Source organism: Deltaproteobacteria bacterium, from assembly GCA_020845895.1.
Classification (GTDB): Bacteria; Lernaellota; Lernaellaia; order JACKCT01; family JACKCT01; genus JADLEX01.
Map to the genome: position 1 here is coordinate 1 of JADLEX010000120.1, position 18694 is coordinate 18694.

Below are 18694 nucleotides of genomic sequence, written 5' to 3' on the forward strand. Positions count from 1 at the left end.
ATGAAGAACTTGTCGAAGAGGTTCAACGCGCGATCCGCGGCGTAGATGTACGCGAAGAGCAAATTGAGCGCCGGCTCGACCTCCTCCAGATCGAGAAACCCGTCGGTGAGGTACTTCTCCTGTTGAAACTTGAGCGAGCCGATGCGCGATCGCAAGACACCAATATTTGGAAAAGCCTCCTGCCCGCCATCCCGGCCGTAGCTGCCGAAGCTGAGCTGCGCGTAATTGGGCGACATGTGCCGAGTGAGAGGCGTCCGAAAGTGCTCGTCCGCCGATTCGTTGTGGTCCTGCATCAGGTTCACGGCGATGTGGCTCGGCGGCGCGATCATGAGCAGGAAGACTTTTTCGCTCATGGTCTCGTTATCTCCCTGCGGGGTCTGTGCGGAAAACATGGCCGCGTATTTCGCCGCCTCGGCGGGTGTGGCGAAGTTCCGGAACCCCGGGAGAAAGAGGACGCCCGGGCGCGGAGGCAGATTATCGAGAACGTCTGCGTTGCACACGTCCGAGGGAGTAATACTGTCATCCATTTCCGTGGCGATGTAGCCGAAGACGTCGCCTTCCGCGACCGCCGGACCGCTGCCACCGAGGTAGCCGATGAGGGACCGAAAACGCACCCTGGCGGTGCAATAGTCGCGACGGGTCTGGGCCTGCCATCCGGTGCGGCCCGGATCGCCGTCGTCGCTGAAGTCCAGCCCGAGGCTGATGACCTCGAACTGATCGATCTCGAAATCGTCGCGATCGATGTGTGTCGCCGTGTCATTGCTGTCATCCGTATCGAGATCCCCTTGGCGATACCCGATATATTCGTTTCCGTCCCACGCCTCGCAGGTGATGAAAAGCTCGTCGAGATAGGTCGTTGGTTCCTCGAACGAGCACGGGCTCGCCCATGCCGCGCCCGCCAAGGCGCACATCACGATGACCGTAAACGCGCACACACGTCTCCTGTTGCCGGTTCTCATGGTTCTCCCTCCAGCGTTTGCGAATCAGGTTGTTTCGATCAGGCTACCGGATGCTCGAACTCTCACTCGTCTATGATGGACGGCGAAAACTTCGCCGAGAAAACCCCATTGTAGATTTCATAATTATTAATACCAAATACAGAAATAAAATCCCCATTATTGAGACGACCTAGAAATTGAGGGCTTGCGTTCGAAATCGCGAACATGAAAATCGGATGCCACATCCACTCGCCATTCTTTTTCGATCCGTAAATGATGCCGCCCTCATTATTCCATTCCGAATAATGATCACCGATCAAATTGACGACGTGGGGACTCCCGTTTTCATCAACAAATTCCGCATCGGAAATGAGCGCATATTCAATTTGCTCCGTTTCCCAATCGCCAGTGAAATCCGTGATATACCACCCTGCCCCCCCCCCACCTCCATGGAAAACATGATTCGCACCTTCAGAATCCACGACTAGATTTCCAGCGCCATGATCCGCTCCGGCAAAAACCAATTCGGTCTCCCAGTTCCCGTTGGAGACGCGCTTGGCGAACTCGAGATCGACGGACATTGAACGATACACCGTTACTGGATCGCCGTCCAGATCAAGACCGATGTCATATGGGTAGATCATGAACGGCAATTCCTCGGTCTGCCAGGAACCTCCGGCGCGCGTGGCGAATTTTCCGGGAGTATTCGCCCCGTCGTACACGAGCATGGGTTCATCGTCGAGACCCAGCACCAATCGCGTTTTACTAAAAGACGTCCCGGAATCCACAGTCTCATTCACCCACGCACCGCCGATCAGTCGGCTGTGCATCAATTGCTCGTATTCTTGGTTTGCCCAGACGATTTGCGGGATGTCGTCCGACCCCACGTCAATCGAGACTTCCAGCCCGACAGGCAGTCCAGTCGTCGGCGTCGAGTAGATCTCACTCTCCCACCACACGCCGTTCTCCAGCTTTCCGTAAACGATGCGTTGATAGTGATCCCGGATGAATGCGAAGTGTAAAACATCGTCCTTCAGGAAAAAGCCTTCACGGCTATCGGAGTCGATGTCGTGCGAACCGCCGATGGTATAACGACGCCAGTCGCCGAACCGGTTGGTGGTATAATAGAGCTTCGCATAGCCGCCGTCCCATCGGTGGATGGCGTGGACCTTCCCGTTCGCGTCCACCACCGACGACATATCCTGCCCGTCACCCCCGTCGCCCGTCACCATGCGCGTGAAGACCCAGTCGCCCGACTCGTTCGTCGTGTAGAACACGTCCGTCCCGTAGCCGTTGGCGTAGACGATGTGCAGCGCGCCGGCCGCATCGATGAAGAGCTTCGGGTCCCGAATGCCGTCGCGACAGTCGTCAATGTCCTCCCACGTCCACACGTCGGCTTCGAAGACGCCGTGATAAAGGTCCCCATCCGTGATTCCGTTCGAGACGATGTGCCGCCGGTCCTGATCGTCGAACCCAAAATCCCAGCTCGCTTGATCCGCATCGACGAGCGTCTTCACCCAAGTCTCCGTTTCGTAGAGATCCCACGCGAAGAGCCCGAAGTCGTCCGTGGCGATGATGTGCGGCTCGTCCGCGGAATCGAGCGCGATGTAACACCCGTATCGCCACGTCGTGTCGTCCGGCGCACGCTGCGTCTCGGTGAGCGTTTCGCCGTCCCACGTCGCGTAAAACATGCTCTTGTCGTAGCGGGCGACGCCGGCGTACACGATGTGCACCAGTCCGTTCGCGTCCACCGCCATGTCGAAGTCGGGCGAGCCGCGATCGACCTCGCGCAGCAGGATGTCCTCCCACTCGCCGCTCTTGTCGGTCGCGTAACGCAGTTCGTTCACCTCTTCGTCGGGCTCGCGGCGGTAGGTGTAGACGAGGTGGACGTGATCGTCGGCGTCGATGTCCATCACCTTCCACTCGCCGCCGAGGGGATTGATCGTGTCGCGGGTGATGTCGCCCGCCGCGTCGATCATGTAGTGGTCGAGGGAGAGGCCGTCCTGACCGACCGCGTGGATGACGCCGTCGCTCGACACCGCGATGTCGTTTTGGCCGAATCCCGCGCCCGACGAGAGAATCTGCTGAAAGGTGATCCCGTCGCGCTCCCACTCGGGCCAAGGGCCGTAGGGCACGGCGGGGACGATGACTTCAGGGACTTTGTTGAACGGATCGCACACGGTGCCCGTACCGGGACGCACGGTCGTCGTCGTCGTGGACGTCGACGTGGTGGTCACAACCGTGGTGGTCGTCGTACTCGAACCGGACGGTGATGTCGTGGTCGTGGTTGTTGGTGACGTCGTGGTCGTCGTCCCCGCGTCGTCGTCGAGGTCGTCGTTCAGGGAATCGTCGTCGAGGATGGAATCATCGTCCGGCCCCGCGCCGTCGGCATTGTCGTTGGATGAACCGCAATCGCAGGCGGGAAAGAGCAGAAGACAAATCGCGAGGAGATAAAGGAGTGCGAGCCCTTTGTTTTCCAGAGAATTCCGTGGTTTCCGAATTGATTTCATTCGACGAAGCGCCTTTTTTCGGATCGTGTCGAGCGCGTCACCGGCGAATCTGTTCAAAGGATGGCACAATCATACAGGAGCCGTCAACAGAAATCTTTGTGAATTTGGAGTGACGCGGACGCCGATTGTATCGACGCGCCACAACTCCCAAACCTTCGCCAACCCATCCCGACCGGGGCAGAGATTATTTGCCGAACCCCGGACGCGCGACATCACGACGCTTTTTTCAAAACGCAAATGGCTCAAGAACGAATCTCACGCACGTCGTTCGCGGACCGCGCGCGTTACTCGTACTTGAGCGCCTCGCGAAGCTGGAGATTCGCCGCCTTGGCTGCGGGAATAAGTCCCGCGGACGCCGCGAATGCGACGGAGAAAACGAACGCCGTTGCGATTACCGGCACGGAAAAATGCACGGCCATCGTCCAGCCGGACAGAATGATCGACAGGCGCTTGAGGTGGATGATGCCGATCCCCCACCCCACCGCAGCGCCGACGCACGCCCCGCACAAGCCCATGATGGCCGATTGCGCAAGGAAAATGCGTCGGATCTGCGCCTTGGTCGCGCCGAGCGAACGCAGTACGCCGATCTCGCGCGTGCGATCGATGACGTTGGAGAGCAGGTTGTTGACGATACCGATGAGCGCGATGGCCAGCGCGACGATTTCCAGCGCCACCGCGAGACCGAAAACCTGATCGATCGCCTCGATAATCGATGACTTGAACTCACGATTCGTCAGCACGAACAGGTTGAAGTTGTCCCCGACGATCGCATCGATGCGGCGGCGGATTTCCTGGGTGTCCACGCCGGACTGGATGTACACATGGTAAGTATCGACGAGGTTGTCGTTAAAGTTTTCGACGAAATACGACCGGTTGAACAGGATCGTGCCGGTCTCGGACGTGTAATCGACGACCTCGGCGAGAATGGGAAATTCGCGGCGACCGTGTGGCGTGTCGAGCGTGACGTGCGTGGCGGTTTTCAGTTCCGGGTGCCGGCTGACGAGGTTTTGCGACAGCATGACGCCCTCGTTGGCGATCAGCCTGCGAACGGCTGCGGGATTGTCGTCGCCGGGAAACTGAATCCGCGCCTTTTCGATGTACGCGCCGAAGTTGACGCCGAGCAGGACGATGCGGCTGTCTTTGAAGTCCTGGAGTTTCAGCCGCACCTCGACGAGATGCTCGATGCCGGGCACGGACCGCAGCTTATCCGTCATCGAGGGGTCCATCGGAACCGAGGTGCGCGTGGCGAAGTTGTTCGACGACGTGATGTAGACGTCGGCCTTGAGCACGTTGTCCATCCACGCCTTGAGCTCGGCGCGCATCGAGCCCATGAACAGATAGATTTCGAAGAGGACCGCGAGCGCGACCATGAACGCGGCGACGGTCATCGACGAGCGCCCCAGATCGCGCATGAGGTTTTCGGCGGCCATGCGCGACAGGGCCGAGCGCAGCCACGTGGACATCGGGATCAGGGCGCGAAGCACGAGGTACATGAAGAGCGGTGTCGCGCCGACGCCGACGAACAGCATGAACATCATCGCGCCGCGAATTCCGTCGATCGTGTGAAAACGCGGATGCAGCGCAAGAATCAACGTCAAGGCGAACGACGTGACGGCGAGCGCCGTCCAGCGAGCGAGATTCGTCTGTCGCCCGCCCGCGAGACCGGGGCCGAAGCGCAGCACCTGAAGCGGCGTGATGCGTGTTGCGCGCCACGCCGGCCACAACGCCCCGACCAGCGTAATGCCGAGCCCCATCGCCGTGCCCATCGCGATCATGTCCGGGCGAAAGACGGCGTGCGTGGTGTTGGCGGGGATGAACAGGCTCGTGACCTTGCCGATGTAGTGCAGCACCGTGAAGCGACCGAGTGCGAATCCCCCCGCGATGCCGACCGCCGAGCCGAGAAGGCCGAGAATGAGCGCCTCGGCCGCGACGACGTTCCAGATGCCCATGCGCGTGACACCGATCATCCGCATGATGCCGATCTCACGCAGGCGCTGGTACACCGAGGTCGTCATCGTGTTGAAGATGATGAACCCGCCCATCGCCATGACGACCAGCGTCATGATGCTGAGGCCCATGTTCATGCTGCGCAGGAGAGACTCGACGCCTTGATTGCGCTGCTCGGGCCTCCGTACCTCGTACGCGCCCGCGAGCCAACTTTCGGCGGCGGCTTTCACCGCGTCCACGTTCGCGTCCGGTTCGAGAAGCAGGTCGATGGAGTCGAACATCTTTTCGCGGCCGAAATAGAGCTGCGCCGCATAGACGTCCATCAGGGCGAAGTTGCCGCCGAAGGCCGCCGCCGGTCCCGACGCGTCGAGCAGGCCCTTGACGACGAACGGCTTCTTGCCCGCGCTCGTCATCAGATCGATCGTGTCGTCGACGGCGATGTTGAATCGTTTTGCGAATTCGCGATTGAGCAGCAGCGTGTTGGGTGCATTGAGAAACGCGAGGGGGTCCTCGATCTCGGCGCCGCCGGAGTCGGTCATCTTGTAGTCGCGGGCGGCGCGGTCGTTGAGCGTGTCCACGGCGAGGATGAGGACGTTCTCCGTGCCGTACTTCGTGACGTTCTGAATGGTCGGCATGGCCGCCGCCAAGCCGGGGATCGGCGAGCGCCCCTGCTCGTCGCGAATCTGAATTCGATCGTAAATCTCTTCCGAGACTCCCGTCTCGCCGCCGCTGATCTGAAGCTGCGCCTTGCCCGAAACGGCGTCGATCATCGACGAGAATGAATCGGTCATCGTCGCCAGGATCATCTGCACCGCGATGTTGGCGGCGACGCCGAGCGCGATCCCCACGATCGTCAGAAACGACCGGAACGGGTGCTCCATGAGTCGGGGAATCGAGATCAGGCGCAGGACGTGACGCATGGCGAAAGCATCCGTATCAATGAATCGAAGTCAAGACCGCCTCGCGACTAGCGGGACTTTTTCCGCATCTCGGTGAGCGAGAGTTTGTTCGGATCGATGCCGACATTCGCCTCGTTGCGAAACCACGGGAAGACGGTGGCATGCTCGGCCTGAAGATCGACAACGAACGAGGTCGCCACGAGAGGAGGTTTCGTCGCGGGGTCGTTCGACACGTTGGAGGCGTTGATGAGCACCTTCCAGAGCTGCCCCTTGGCGTCGTACGCCTCTTTCATGTGGATGTAGAACGCCTCGGCGTCGATGTAGAAAACCTGCCGGCTGTATGGATATCGCGCGAGCCGCGGCGTCGCCTCGACGACGTACACCGGCCGGGGTTGCCACTTCAGACGCGGATTCCAGTGCGGCGGCGTCTCGAAATCGTAGGTCTTTTTCGCCGCGTCGGGGCCGAATTCCACACCGGCGCCCATCGGCGCGAGGATCGTCGCGCGGCGCAGGATCTTCCAGTTCATCCACTCGGGGCGACCGGAATAGCCGCGCACGTCCTCGTAAAGCAGGTCCGTGTTGTTCCACGCCTCTCCGTGTCCATCCGAAGTGAATCGCACCGTGCGACGCTGGGAGGGCACATACACCCACCCTTCCCGCTCGGTCGGGTTGTCGTAGGCGATGTACAGTGCGAGCTGACCCTTGAGATCCGGCGGAAAGAGCGTCTCCGTCATCGAGATGGCGGCGATATTCCTGTCGGCGAACTCGGCGAGCACGGGTTTGGGATCGATGTCCGTCCGGTGCTTCGTGTTCGAGATGAAGAACCACCGCCAGACCTCGTTGCGTTCGACGCCGCGTTTCGCCGAAACCCAGTAAACGCCGAACTCGTGCCGGCCATCATCGCCGTGATGCCCGTGAAGGAAATTCCACGCGACCTCTTCGCCGGTCTTGGGATCGGGAAACGGCAGTCCGGCCGTGTAGCCGCCGAGGCCGACCACATCGGTCTTCCCGCCCGTATCGAGCGCCTTCGCCTGCCCGCGATATTTGTTGGTGGCGTCGATGTAGCCATCGGTGGGCGCGTAGGCTTCATACGGGCGCGTCACGATCTTCAGATTCCAGTTGCGGACAAGCAGGTACGTCGGCTCGGCGATCCACATCCGAAAGGCATCGACATTCGTGGCGTCGATCGTCAAAGCGTCCGACCAGCCGGGAATCGCGAGATCGGGCGCGAAGCCGACCATGGCGCCCCAATTCACCCTCGTGATCGGCTCTTCTGACCATGCGACGGCGCATACGCAAAGAACCAGCGCGATTGCCGCGAAGTTTCGACGTTTCATCGGTTCACTCGTCCCTTTTCGTCGGATAGCCCTTGGCCGTCCAGCCGCGCCAACTTGCGGAATAGTCCCACACACGCGTGAAACCGTTCTTCATCAAGTATTTGACGGCCTGAGCGCTGCGCGATCCGCTGTAGCAGTAAACCACGATGTCCTTGTCTTTCGGTAAACTCGCTGTGCGCGCCCGCAATTCGTCGAGCGGCATGTGCGTCGAACCGGGGATGTAGCCGCGCTTGCGTTCGAAGGCCGTGCGCACGTCGATCAGCAGAAAGTCCTCACCCGCGTCGATGCGCGTCTTGAGCTCTTCGGTCGCCATGACGTGCCCGCCGCCCGGTTCCGCCGCGGTTGAACACGCCGCCGCGACGAGAACCAGTAAAGCCGCACCGGTCGCGTGCGCCAAGAGCCTGCGAAAAAGCACTCCCCACATCATCCCGTCTCCGCAATGTTCAAATCGAGTTTGGAAGATAGCCGAAAGGCGCGACCGCTCCTAGCCGTGGATCGCCGCGGCCCGGCGTGTCGCCCGGCCCTTCGCAAACGGGGGATCGCGGCCTTTTGCCGCGCGCGCCGCGTTCGACTAGAATTGTCGCTCCACGTGCGAGGTGAACGATGAAACCTTGGTCGTCCCGGTGGTCTGGATTCCTATTTCTTCTGATTGCGCTGGTCGCGCAAGGCTGCGCGGGCGACGACGACGATTCGTCAGGCGATGACGATGACGCCGCCGTCGACGACGATTCCGTCGATGACGACGCAACCGACGACGACGCGGACGACGATACGACGCCCGACGACGACACGACGGACGACGACACGACGGATGACGACACATCGGACGACGACACCGTCGACGATGACACCGATCCCGGTGACCCCATCGAGCCGACCACGGGATTCACGGAGCGCTGCGAGCAGTAGTTGCAAGACTGCTTCACGGCCGCCACACCGCCGGCCGGCGGGCTTTATGCGCAAATCTGCCGGCTCGAGGTCGGCGGCGAGATCAACGAAACGCCGATCCGCAACAATCTGACGAAGGCACAGAACCGCGAAGACACGTCCGACTTCGGGCTCACGGGCACAATGCGCATGCTCTATCTCTACGCCGACAGCCCCTACTACCCCGAGGAGTTGCAGGCCGACATCAAGGAAACCCTGCTCGGGTTCAAGTTCTGGATGGACGAACCCGGCCCCGACGACATGGTGTTCTGGTCCGAGAACCACGAAGTGCTTTTCCTGCAGCTTCAGCTTCTCGCGGGTCAGCTCTGGCCGGACGAGATCTTCACCAACTCCGGCCACACGGGTGCCGAGCAAATCGAGATCGCGAAGACGCGGCTGCGCGACTGGTTTCACTGGCGTTCACTATTCGGCTTCACCGAATGGCACTCGAACGTGTATTTCAACGAGGACGTCCCGGCGCTGATGAACCTCGCGGACTTCGCCGAGGACACCGAGATCGCCACGCTGGCGTCGATGACGCTCGACCTGCTGGCGTTCGATCTCGCGCTCAATTCGTTCAAGGGTTTTCTCGTCGCGCCGCACGGGCGCACCTATCCCGATCAAGTGATGGGGCGCATGAGCGACAGCATGCGCGCCGCCAACTATCTGTGGACGGGCAACGGCTCGGTGAACGACTACGGCAATTTCAGCGCCACGCACATCTGTACCGCGCAGCGCTACGTGCTGCCGCCGCTTCTGGAGGCGGTCGCCGACCCGGACCGGGACGAATTCATCAATCGCCAGCGCGACGGCATCAACATCGCGGACGGTCCCGATTGGGGGCTGACCTACGACGATCCCGAACACGTGACCTTTTGGTGGTCGATGGGTGCGTACGCCGACTGGCGGATCGTCGAGGGCACATTCCAGACCGTGGAGGACTGGGACATGTGGGGCGGATGGCTGTGGAGCGACATCGACTTCCTGCGCCCGCTGGTGGGATCGCCGCTCCTATCGATCGTCACCAAACTGGTCGAGCCCATCGCCAGCGGCTCGGCGCTCGAAGAAATGCACGCCTACATTTACCGCACGCCCGACTACCAGCTCGCGTCGGCGCAGGACTTCAAGCCCGGCTACTGGGGCGCACAGCAGAACGTGCTCGCGGGCATCATCGACGGTGAGGCGGTCGTTTTCACGTCGTATCCCGGCGGCGTTTCCGGCGATTATCTCGGCACGGATTGGACCGGCGGATGGCTGCCGCGCGCGGCGCAGTTCGAGAACGTTCTCGTGGCCATCTATGACGAGCCCTGGCTCCCGATCACGGATTATAGCCACGCGTATTTTCCCGCGGCCGCGTTCGACGAGGTGCGCGAGAACGGCAACTGGACACTGGGCCGCAAGGGCGACGGTTACGTGGCGCTATGGTCGCAGACGACGCCCGAATGGGCCGCGCCGCCCAACGACGGATTCGAACTCATCGCCGATTCGATCTCGAACGTGTGGGTGATGGAGATGGGCCGCGCCACCGTGGATGGGTCCTTCGACGACTTCGAGGACGCCGTGACCGGCGCGCCGATCGAAACGGATGGGCTTGCCTTGGAGTATGACTCTCCGAGCATCGGAATGGTCGAGTACGCCTACGAAGGCGACTTCGTCGTGGACGGGTCCGTGATCGACCAGTCCGACGGGCGGCGTTTCGTCAACGACTACTGCGTGCACGAACTCGGGGACAATCCGTACGTCATCAGCGACGGCGCCGCGACGCTGGAACTCGACTTCGAGATGCCGCGCCGGCGTTACTTCAACGACTAGAAGAGGGAACGGACGCACGATGTCCACACGGCCCGAGAACGGCGATCTGACCCATATGCCCGAGTCCGCCCCCTTCGGCGACGTGACGCAAACTTTTCGCCTCGTGCTCAACGGGGTCGAACTTGCCGTGCGCCGAAACGATCGCATCGACGCGCATCTCGAACGCGCGCCGCATCCCGGTCAGCTCCCGCCACTCGGCCTGATCGTCAACAATCGCCTGACGGGGTTGTCCCGGCGGGTTACGGCGGATTGCGAAGCCTCGACGGTGGACTACGGCACCAAGGAAGGCGCGTACATTTACCGCCGCACCGCATCGCTCATTCTTTACACCGCCGTCAACGAGCTGTTCCCCAAGGCGGAGATCGAGATCGGGCAGAGCATTCACGGCGGGTACTTTTTCGAGGTGCCCGGTCGCACGGTGACGCCCGATTTCGTCACGTCGATCGCCGAGCGCATGAACGAGATCGTGAACGAGAGCCTCAAGATCGCGTTCCGCCGCCTCTTCGTCGACGAGGTCGTCGATCTGCTGGAGCGCATGGGCTTTCGCGACAAGGTCCGATGGGTCTCGCAAACGCCGCGCGGCTATCTTTGGATGGCAGAGCTTCGCGGATTTTACGACATCCTGCGCGGACCGCTCGCGCCCGAAACCACGCACATCCGCAACTGGACGCTCGACGCCTATCGCCACGGATTCATCCTCCGCTTTCCGCGGACCGACGGCACGCCGCCGGGGCCGATCCGCACCGACCGCCCCCTGCTCTTTTCGACGTTTCAGCGGGTGCGTCGCGACAACGAAATCCTCGGCGTCAAGAACGTCTCCGACCTGACGGACGCGCTCGTGCGCGGCGAGAGCGACGAACTCATCCGCGCGAGCGAGGCGCTGTTCGAAAAGCGGATCATGGAAATTTCACGCGAGATCGAAGAACGCCGGGAGCGAGTGCGCATCCTGTTCATCTCGGGGCCGTCGAGTTCGGGCAAGACGACGTTTTCCAAGAAACTGGGCGTATTCCTTCGCGTCATGGGCGTAAAACCCGTGACGCTTTCGATGGACAACTACTATGTGGATCGCGTGGAAACGCCCAAGCACGCCGACGGCAGCTACAACTTCGAGGCGCCCGAGGCCCTCGACATCGAACTGTTCAACGACAACCTGGAACGACTGATTCTCGGCGAAGAAGTGTCCGGGCCCGTTTACGATTTTCGCGAGGGCATTCGACATCCCTCCAAGACCGTTCCGATGCGGCTCGGCGAAAATCAGATCCTCATCATCGAGGGCCTGCACGCGCTCAATGACCGCATGCATGCGCGTATCCCGCGCAATGCCAAATTCCTGATCTTCGTCTCTGCGCTCACGCAGCTCGCGATCGACCAGCACAACCGCATCTTCACGTCGGATACGCGCCTGCTCCGCCGCATCGTGCGCGACCGCAAGTTCCGGGGTTACGCCGCCGCCGAGACGATCCGCACGTGGGCTTCGGTGCGCGCCGGAGAAGAGAACTACATCTATCCGTTTCAGGAGGAGGCGGACGTGATGTTCAACTCCGCGCTCGTGTACGAGCACGCCGTACTGGCGCCGTATGCGAAACGATTTTTGCTGGAGGTACCTTCGAGCGACCCGGCGTATGTCGAGGCGATCCGACTCTACGAATTCGCCGATCTCTTCCTGCCGATTTTTCCGGAAGAAGTGCCGCGCGACTCCGTCCTGCGTGAATTCATCGGCGGGTCGGGGTTTTCGTACTGACCTTCGCGACGGACGCGGACGGGCTCACTTCTTCTTGAAAAACCCGCCGAGGATTCCCTTTTTGTCGTCCGCGGGGCTCGGCGTCGCCGGCTTGGCCTGCGCCTTGCGCGTCTGGAGGCGCTGATTGAGCAGGCGCATCTCGCGATTGATTTCAACCGATTCCGGATTGATTTCGAGCCCCTTGGTCAGATTCGATTTCGCGCGACCGAGGTCGTCGTACACGAGCGCGATCTTGGCGACGACGTAATAGGGCTCGTCGATCTCCGGAAACTGGCTCATCAGGTCCTGAAGGCGCGTTTCCGCCGTGTGGCGGCTGGACGACTTCGTTTTGTGATCGCGCAGAAACTCCGCCCACACGCGATAGGCCAGCGCCGCGCCCATGTCCGGCGAAAGTTCGGCCACCTCCGTGAGGGTTTCGACCGCGTCGTCGAAGTGATTCTGCTGAATGAGCGACTGAGCGCGGGAGAAGAGTTGCTGCGCGCGGACCTTGCGTGCCTGATCGAGGTGCTTCTTCTGGCTCTCCGACGCACGGATGCCCCGGTCGTACATCCGGCGCTTTTCCTTCGCCGACAGGATCTCGTACGCCTCGTTGATCATCATGAACGCGCGCTGAGCCAGCGGGTGATCCTTCAGCCGTCCCAGTGAATCGGGATGAAGCTCCTTGGCGAGCTGAAAGTAGGCTCGCTTGATCTCGGATTCCGGCGCGTCCACCGCGACCCCGAGAACCGCGTACAGGTCCTTGTCTTCCTTCGCCTCGACAAACGCCATCACCGAAGCCAGGCGTTCTTCGTCGTTCTCACCGGCGCCCGACGACTGATCAACCATCCGCGGACGTGTCCGAATGAGACCGGAAAGCGCTTCGCGATGGGTTGAATCCAACTCGTAGGCCCGCGTATAGAATTCATTGGCGCGGTCGCGATCGCCGGTGTGTTCCTGGCAACGCGCGAGATCGTAGTAGATGCGCGCGTCGTAGGCGTCGAGGTGCAGCGCCTGCGTCAGATAGGTCATCCACTGCGGGTCGATTGCGCGACCGGTTCGCAACGCCCAGTCGAGCGGCGCGGCGCCGCGCAGTCGGCGATACTCCGCGCAATAATCCACGAGCTTTTCCGCCAATCGCAGTTCGCGATCCGCCGCGTCGAGTTCGCCCCGCTCGGCCGCGGCCCGCGCCGCGAGCGCGTGGCCCTCGGCCTCGATGGTGGAGCCGATGTCGTCCACCGTCTCGTTCGCCAGATGGAAGAAATAGTCGAATCGGCCCGCCTGTCGCGCCTTGTACCACGTGATAAGCGCCTCGAAGTGGCTGCTGGCGCGGTCGAAAAGCCGTTTGGCGAGCACCTGATGCTGCGCGGGAAGGTTCGGCACGAGCTCCGTCTGGTGATATTTTTGCGCGAGCTGGTAATACCCGCGACGCACGTCTTCGTCCGTGAAATATCGTCCGATCTGGAAAAGATCGAAGGGACTCCTCTCGAGCATGCGTTCGGCGTCGCGCGAGAGCAGCTCGGCGAAATCGCGTTCGCGGTCGTTCAATTCCGCCATGGTCCGGTTCGACACGACCGTCTCGTGCGGAAACTCCATGTAACCTTCGATGAGCAGACGTCGCATGAACACGAGTGCGACGTCGGTCTCCATCGGGGCGGCGTACACGATGTCCAGAAAGTGCGTGGACCCGTCGATTCGCCGCAACAAGCGCTGCTCTTCGCCCGAAGCCTGCAAGTGCGCCTTGATGACGTCGATGTCCTGCGTCAGGCGCGGCATCGCGAAGCCGTTGTGCTTGGCGAACGCGCGCAGTTCTTCCCACGACGAATACTGGCGCAGTCCCCTCGAAATCAGCGTGGTCGGGTCGAGCGCGACGCCCAGCCCCCGAAACGCCTCCGGAACCGGCTCGTCGAAGATGAACAGGTAGTCGCCGTCGCGCCAGCGGAAGACTTCGAGCACGCGTTGTTCGGCCAGATCCGCCAGCAGCGTCGAAACCTCGTCCGGCCGGATGAAACCGTTGCGGACCGCCCACGCGGTCAACGAAAAGCCCTGGGCTTTCGCCTGCGCCACGAGGTCCTCGGGCAGCGGGAGCGCGATCCGCCCCATCTCGACGAGTTTGCGAAACAGGTTTTCCTGAACGAGGCTCGACTGGACGTAGACGATGCGGCCCTGATCGAGGAACAGGCGCTTGAGCACCTTGTCGTGCCGCAGGTAGAGCGCGCCCGTCTCTTTCTGAACCGCGAGGGAATGAATCAGGTCGGAAAACGGGAGTTCGCGAAAACGACCGTAAAACGATGTCGTGTAGTCCCGACCCATGGACCTCGCCTTCAGATCTTCACGGGCGCGACGAGCCTTCGCCGTCCCGCCCTCACGCGTGTCGGGGCATATTGGGAACGCCGCGACGGCGCGTCAAGCGCGGGGTCGCGTCAGAAATACGCCTCTCGCCGCGTGTCGTAGTATTCGATTGTGCGCTCGAGGCCGTCGCGCAGATTCCAGCGCGCCGTCCAGCCCAGGGCGTCGCGGATCTTATCCGTTTTCGCGACGTAATCGCCGATCTCGATGACCTTGGCCTCGGCGGGAAACGGGACGAGTTTCCACGATCCACCGCGCAGGTCCACCAGCGTCCGGGCGATCTCGACCAGCGACGCGGGCGTGCCGCCGAGGTTGTAAACCTGTCCGTCCACCTCATCGCTCGCGCCGGCGAGCAAAAACGCGTCCACCACGTCGTCGATGTAGTTCGCGTCGCGAACCTGCGTTCCGTCGCCGAAGACCGACACCTCGCGCCCTTCCAGAATCAGACGCACGAACCAGTTGATGATGCCTTGGCGGTGATGGCGCATCTGGTGGCGCGGGCCGAAGGTGTTGGTGAGGCGCAGCGAGCACGCGCGAAGACCGTACACGTTGTTGTAGAGGATGTGGTACGCCTCACCCGCGACGTTGTTGATACCGTTCACGTCGGCGGGATTCATCGGGTGCTTTTCGTCTACGGGCAGATACTCGGCGCGCCCGTATTGGCCGCGCGTCCCGGCGAACAGGATTTTCACATTCGGGTTGTTCTTGCGGCACGCCTCCAGAATCGACAACTGGCTCACGCAGTTGATCTGCAGGTCGGTGAACGGGTCTTTCATCGAGTCGGTGTGTGAGAGCGTGCCCGCGAGATTGAAGATGACGTCGCGGCCCTTGACGAGCCAGTTCATCGAATACGCGTCGCGCACGTCGGCGATGTTGACCGTCACGCGGCCTTCGAGCCCGGCGATGTTCGCGAGGTTGCCGCCGTAATCCGGAATGAGGCTGTCGATGAGGGTGACGCGCGCGCCGAACCCCACGAGTGCGTGGGCGAGCGAGGATCCGATAAACCCGAGCCCTCCCGTGATGAGGATGTCCCGGCCCCGGTAGAACTCGCCGACCTCGTGCATCGCTCACCCTTCCCCGCTCTGAGCTCGGTGCGAAAAGATCAACTGGAACATGCGCTCCGGCGTCGCGGTGGCGTGGCTCTCGAACCCGGCAGCGTGCTTTTTCATGCGCCGCGTGAGCGACGCCGCGCCGAGCCACGCGTCGACGCCGTTCGCGACGCCGCGCTTGCGCGAAACGTCGAACATCTCCCGCCGCACGGACGAGCGCACCTGACCGCCGAACCGCGCCCAGCCGTCGAAGAGCAGGTTTTTTCGATAGACGAGCACGCGATTTCGCGCGCGCAGGCTGTCGATGCGTTTCGCGCGCTCGCGGTCCTTGGCGTACAATATGCCGCGCTGGTGCAGCGCGATCGCGGCCGGGTTGTACCAGAACCGATAACCGAGCCATCGGGCGCGCCACGCGAGGTCGGCATCGAGGTGCCCGGCGATCAGATCCTCATCGAACCAGTGGCCCGAGGCCGCGCGTACCGCATCGAGACACCGTCGATCCCAGAACGCCGCCGCGCCGGCCGGGCCGAAGACCTCGCGCCCTTTCGCGACGCGGTCGTCTTCGGTTGCCGCATGATTTTGCGGAATGATATGCGCGCCGCGAAGGGCGATCCCGGTCGAGTCGATCATTCGCCCGCCGGGACTGTCGTGTCCGAGCAGCACCCGCGCGGCCGCGCCGCCGAAACCCGGCGTGCCCTGAAGCAATGCGACCTGTGCGGAGAGAAAATCCGATTCCAACTCGGCGTCCTGCGCGAGGATGAGCGCAAATGGGGCGGACGTCTTCGACAACGCGACGTTGTACGCCGCGGCTTGACCCGTGTCCGCCGAGTTCACGATGTGCTGAACCTGCGGATACCGCGAATTGATGAGGAAATTGGATTGATCGCGAGAGTGGTTGTCCACCACGGTCACCTGAACGTGACCCTCGTAACGCTGGAGATAGACGCTCTCCAGGCAGCGCAGCAGCAGATCCTTGCCGTCGCGGCTTCCGATGATGACATCGACGTCCGGCAGACTCACGGATTTCTCCATAGCCGCCCGGCCGCGGCGAGCAGGCGAAAGCGGAAGATGCGGATGAAGCCGTCGAGCAGCCGCCCGAGCGTGAGCTGGCTTTGGCCGCGCTCGCGATCGACGAAGCGGATGGGCACCTCGACGATGCGGCAGCCCCGGCGGGTGGCGCGCAGCAGAATCTCGTGGACGATGCTGGGGCCCGCGGACGTGAGGGTCGCCGGTTCGATCAGCGACATGGTGGCCGCCTTGTACGCGCGAAAACCCGAGTTGCAGTCCCGCACGCGCGTGCCGAGCAGGAATCGGGCGAAGCCCGTCGTGAGCCGCGTGAGCCATCTTCGCGAAGCGGACGGACGGTCGTCGCGACCTCCCGCGACGAACCGTGAGCCGATGGCGAGATCGGCCCCGGACTCCAGCGCCGACAGCAGCGCGGGCAGATCCTCGGGCCGGTGCGACAGATCCGCGTCCATCTCCACGATGCGCGCCGGCGACATCGCGAGCGCCTTCACGAACGCCTCCGCCCCCGCGTAGCCGCGGCCCTTCCGCTCCATTCGCCGGAGAAGATGCACGCCCGAATCCGCGGCCGTCATGGCCTCAACGATCCGCCACGTGCCGTCGGGACTGTTGTCGTCGGCCACCAGTACCTCGACGCCAAGCGCGCGCAGGCGCGACACGAGTTCGGCGATGTTTTCGGCCTCGTTATACGTCGGCAGCGTCACGATCGTTCGCTGCCCGGTCACCCGCGCGTCGGCCACATCGAATCCATTCGAGAAGTTCACCCAATTCGGCACGCGCACGCTAGCACAAGTCCCGAACCCCACAAAGACGATACGTGGTTTGACATGCGCGCGTCGGCAAGGGAAAATTATTTGAAGTTCCGGAGGTTCCTCGCGTGAAACGAATCGCCCTCGTATCGCTGTTCATCGCGCTCGTCCTGCCTCTCGGGTGCCAGAAAGACGAGTCGGAACCCGAGGACGAGGAATTCCCCGTCATCGGCGACGACGACACGGACGACGACATCATCGTTCCGCCCGGCGACGATGACGATTCGGCCGATGACGATGGCGGTGACGATGACGATTCCGACGACGACTCGGACGATGACGCCGACGACGATTCCGATGACGATTCGGACGACGACGCCGACGACGATGCAGACGACGACACGGTCGAGCCCGAGGCGCGCGCGGACGGCTGGGTGCTCGGCGAATCGCGCGACGGCGACAAACCCTTCGCCGGACGCATTCAGGACGGCGCGATCGAAACGACGCTCGTGCCGGATAGCGGCAATGTCATTTTGCATGCGATGGATTTCGCCGACGAAAGCTGGGGCGTCGCCGTCGGCTGGAACACGAATTCCCTGACCGGAGTCGCGTACAAAATCCAGGACGACGTCTGGACGGCGATCCCGATCGACATTCCAACGCTGCTCGGCGAATGGGAACTGCGCGGCGTGGACGTTCTCGCGCCGGGTGACGCCTATCTCGTCGGTCGACAGACGGTGAATCCGCTCGGCACGATCGGCCTCGTTCTGCATTTCAAGAACGGCGTCGTCTCGCGCATGACGCTTCCCAACCTCTCGACGAATTTCCGGCTCAACGCCGTTTCCATGGCGAGCGAGACGCTCGGTTGGTCCGTTGGCCAGAATGTCGTCAGCGGCAAAGGCGTAATTCTGAACTGGGACGGCAACGACTGGCAGCCGTCGACCTACACGCTGACGGAAAACGAGGTGGAGTTCCTCGACGTCGTCGCGGTTTCCAACAGCAACGCGTTCGCTGTCGGATACGCGAGGCCGACGGGCGAACTCAACGTGCGCGGCATTGCGATGCGTTACTCGAATCTGACGTGGCAAAAGACCGGCAACTTTCCCGAAGACGGCGAAAACTGGCGGTTGTCGAATGTGAATGCGCAGGGTCAGGACGACGTCGTGAGCTTCACGTCGAAGTTCGACAAGATGGAGCACTGGCACTACGAGGACGGGACGTGGGATCGCCGCTCGTATGGGTTCGACCTCCCCGCGGGCGGCTATGTCACCGGAGCGTCGCTCGTCGATTTCGACAACGGTCTCGTGGGTTTCGCATCGGTCGCGGACAACACGGGACTTGTCTTCGAGCGCATCGACGGCGTCTGGTTCACCGTGGACCCCTATCCCGAAAACATGGGACGCATCCGCGACGTCTTCACCTTCGCCGTCGAGTGAA

At 62.1% G+C, this 18694-nt stretch carries 13 protein-coding genes; 4 read left to right on the plus strand and 9 right to left on the minus strand.

Annotated elements, in window-relative coordinates; translation table 11 throughout:
* From IT350_16215 to IT350_16235, 5 genes are all read right to left on the minus strand, one after another.
* On the minus strand, window positions 1–959 hold a 959-nt coding region (locus IT350_16215), incomplete at its 3' end, for a hypothetical protein (GenBank protein MCC6159597.1).
* A 62-nt stretch (window positions 960–1021) separates the two neighbouring features.
* A complete protein-coding gene (locus IT350_16220; GenBank protein MCC6159598.1) occupies window positions 1022–3448 on the minus strand; it encodes a hypothetical protein in 2427 nt (808 codons plus the stop codon).
* Between the two features lie 284 nt (window positions 3449–3732).
* Window positions 3733–6315, minus strand: coding sequence for an ABC transporter permease (locus IT350_16225; GenBank protein MCC6159599.1), 2583 nt, complete (start codon window positions 6313–6315; stop codon window positions 3733–3735).
* Window positions 6316–6362: 47 nt separating this feature from the next.
* Window positions 6363–7631 carry a DUF1329 domain-containing protein gene (locus IT350_16230; GenBank protein MCC6159600.1) on the minus strand — a complete coding sequence of 423 codons (1269 nt, stop codon included), beginning with the start codon at window positions 7629–7631 and terminating at the stop codon, window positions 6363–6365.
* 4 nt (window positions 7632–7635) lie between these two features.
* Window positions 7636–8055 (minus strand): rhodanese-like domain-containing protein, encoded by a 420-nt coding sequence (locus IT350_16235; GenBank protein MCC6159601.1) that lies wholly within the window; start codon window positions 8053–8055, stop codon window positions 7636–7638.
* 179 nt (window positions 8056–8234) lie between these two features.
* Here IT350_16235 and IT350_16240 point away from each other — a divergent pair, with 179 nt between their 5' ends.
* Genes IT350_16240 through IT350_16250 form a run of 3 tightly spaced genes read left to right on the plus strand, consistent with a single transcriptional unit; the run spans window position 8235 to window position 12111 of the window.
* Window positions 8235–8540 carry a hypothetical protein gene (locus IT350_16240; protein MCC6159602.1) on the plus strand — a complete coding sequence of 102 codons (306 nt, stop codon included), beginning with the start codon at window positions 8235–8237 and terminating at the stop codon, window positions 8538–8540.
* Complete coding sequence (locus IT350_16245) at window positions 8541–10370, plus strand: hypothetical protein (protein ID MCC6159603.1); 1830 nt, start codon at window positions 8541–8543, stop codon at window positions 10368–10370.
* Window positions 10371–10389: 19 nt separating this feature from the next.
* Window positions 10390–12111 (plus strand): nucleoside kinase, encoded by a 1722-nt coding sequence (locus tag IT350_16250; protein ID MCC6159604.1) that lies wholly within the window; start codon window positions 10390–10392, stop codon window positions 12109–12111.
* A gap of 24 nt (window positions 12112–12135) precedes the next feature.
* Here IT350_16250 and IT350_16255 read toward each other — a convergent pair whose 3' ends face one another.
* The 4 genes from IT350_16255 to IT350_16270 form a co-directional block, all read right to left on the minus strand.
* Window positions 12136–14400, minus strand: a complete 2265-nt coding sequence (locus IT350_16255) for a DnaJ domain-containing protein (protein MCC6159605.1) — start codon at window positions 14398–14400, stop codon at window positions 12136–12138.
* Between the two features lie 110 nt (window positions 14401–14510).
* Complete coding sequence (locus tag IT350_16260; protein MCC6159606.1) at window positions 14511–15500, minus strand: NAD-dependent epimerase/dehydratase family protein; 990 nt, start codon at window positions 15498–15500, stop codon at window positions 14511–14513.
* Between the two features lie 3 nt (window positions 15501–15503).
* On the minus strand, window positions 15504–16505 hold the full coding sequence (locus IT350_16265) for a glycosyltransferase (protein MCC6159607.1): 1002 nt from the start codon (window positions 16503–16505) through the stop codon (window positions 15504–15506).
* Window positions 16502–17290, minus strand: a complete 789-nt coding sequence (locus tag IT350_16270; GenBank protein MCC6159608.1) for a polyprenol monophosphomannose synthase — start codon at window positions 17288–17290, stop codon at window positions 16502–16504. Before IT350_16270 ends, IT350_16265 begins: the two co-directional genes overlap by 4 nt.
* A 95-nt stretch (window positions 17291–17385) precedes the next feature.
* Here IT350_16270 and IT350_16275 point away from each other — a divergent pair, with 95 nt between their 5' ends.
* Window positions 17386–18693: a hypothetical protein gene (locus IT350_16275; GenBank protein MCC6159609.1), complete on the plus strand. Its 1308-nt coding sequence runs from the start codon at window positions 17386–17388 to the stop codon at window positions 18691–18693.
* Window position 18694: the final 1 nt, after the last annotated feature.

Excerpts from the sequence above, each read along its gene's own strand:
- IT350_16220 (MCC6159598.1), bottom strand. The coding sequence starts at position 3,448 with ATGAAATCAATTCGGAAACCACGGAATTCTCTGGAAAACAAAGGGCTC.
- IT350_16225 (MCC6159599.1), bottom strand. The coding sequence starts at position 6,315 with ATGCGTCACGTCCTGCGCCTGATCTCGATTCCCCGACTCATGGAGCAC.
- IT350_16230 (MCC6159600.1), bottom strand. The coding sequence starts at position 7,631 with ATGAAACGTCGAAACTTCGCGGCAATCGCGCTGGTTCTTTGCGTATGC.
- IT350_16255 (MCC6159605.1), bottom strand. The coding sequence starts at position 14,400 with ATGGGTCGGGACTACACGACATCGTTTTACGGTCGTTTTCGCGAACTC.
- IT350_16250 (MCC6159604.1), top strand. The coding sequence starts at position 10,390 with ATGTCCACACGGCCCGAGAACGGCGATCTGACCCATATGCCCGAGTCC.
- IT350_16260 (MCC6159606.1), bottom strand. The coding sequence starts at position 15,500 with ATGCACGAGGTCGGCGAGTTCTACCGGGGCCGGGACATCCTCATCACG.
- IT350_16235 (MCC6159601.1), bottom strand. The coding sequence starts at position 8,055 with ATGTGGGGAGTGCTTTTTCGCAGGCTCTTGGCGCACGCGACCGGTGCG.
- IT350_16240 (MCC6159602.1), top strand. The coding sequence starts at position 8,235 with ATGAAACCTTGGTCGTCCCGGTGGTCTGGATTCCTATTTCTTCTGATT.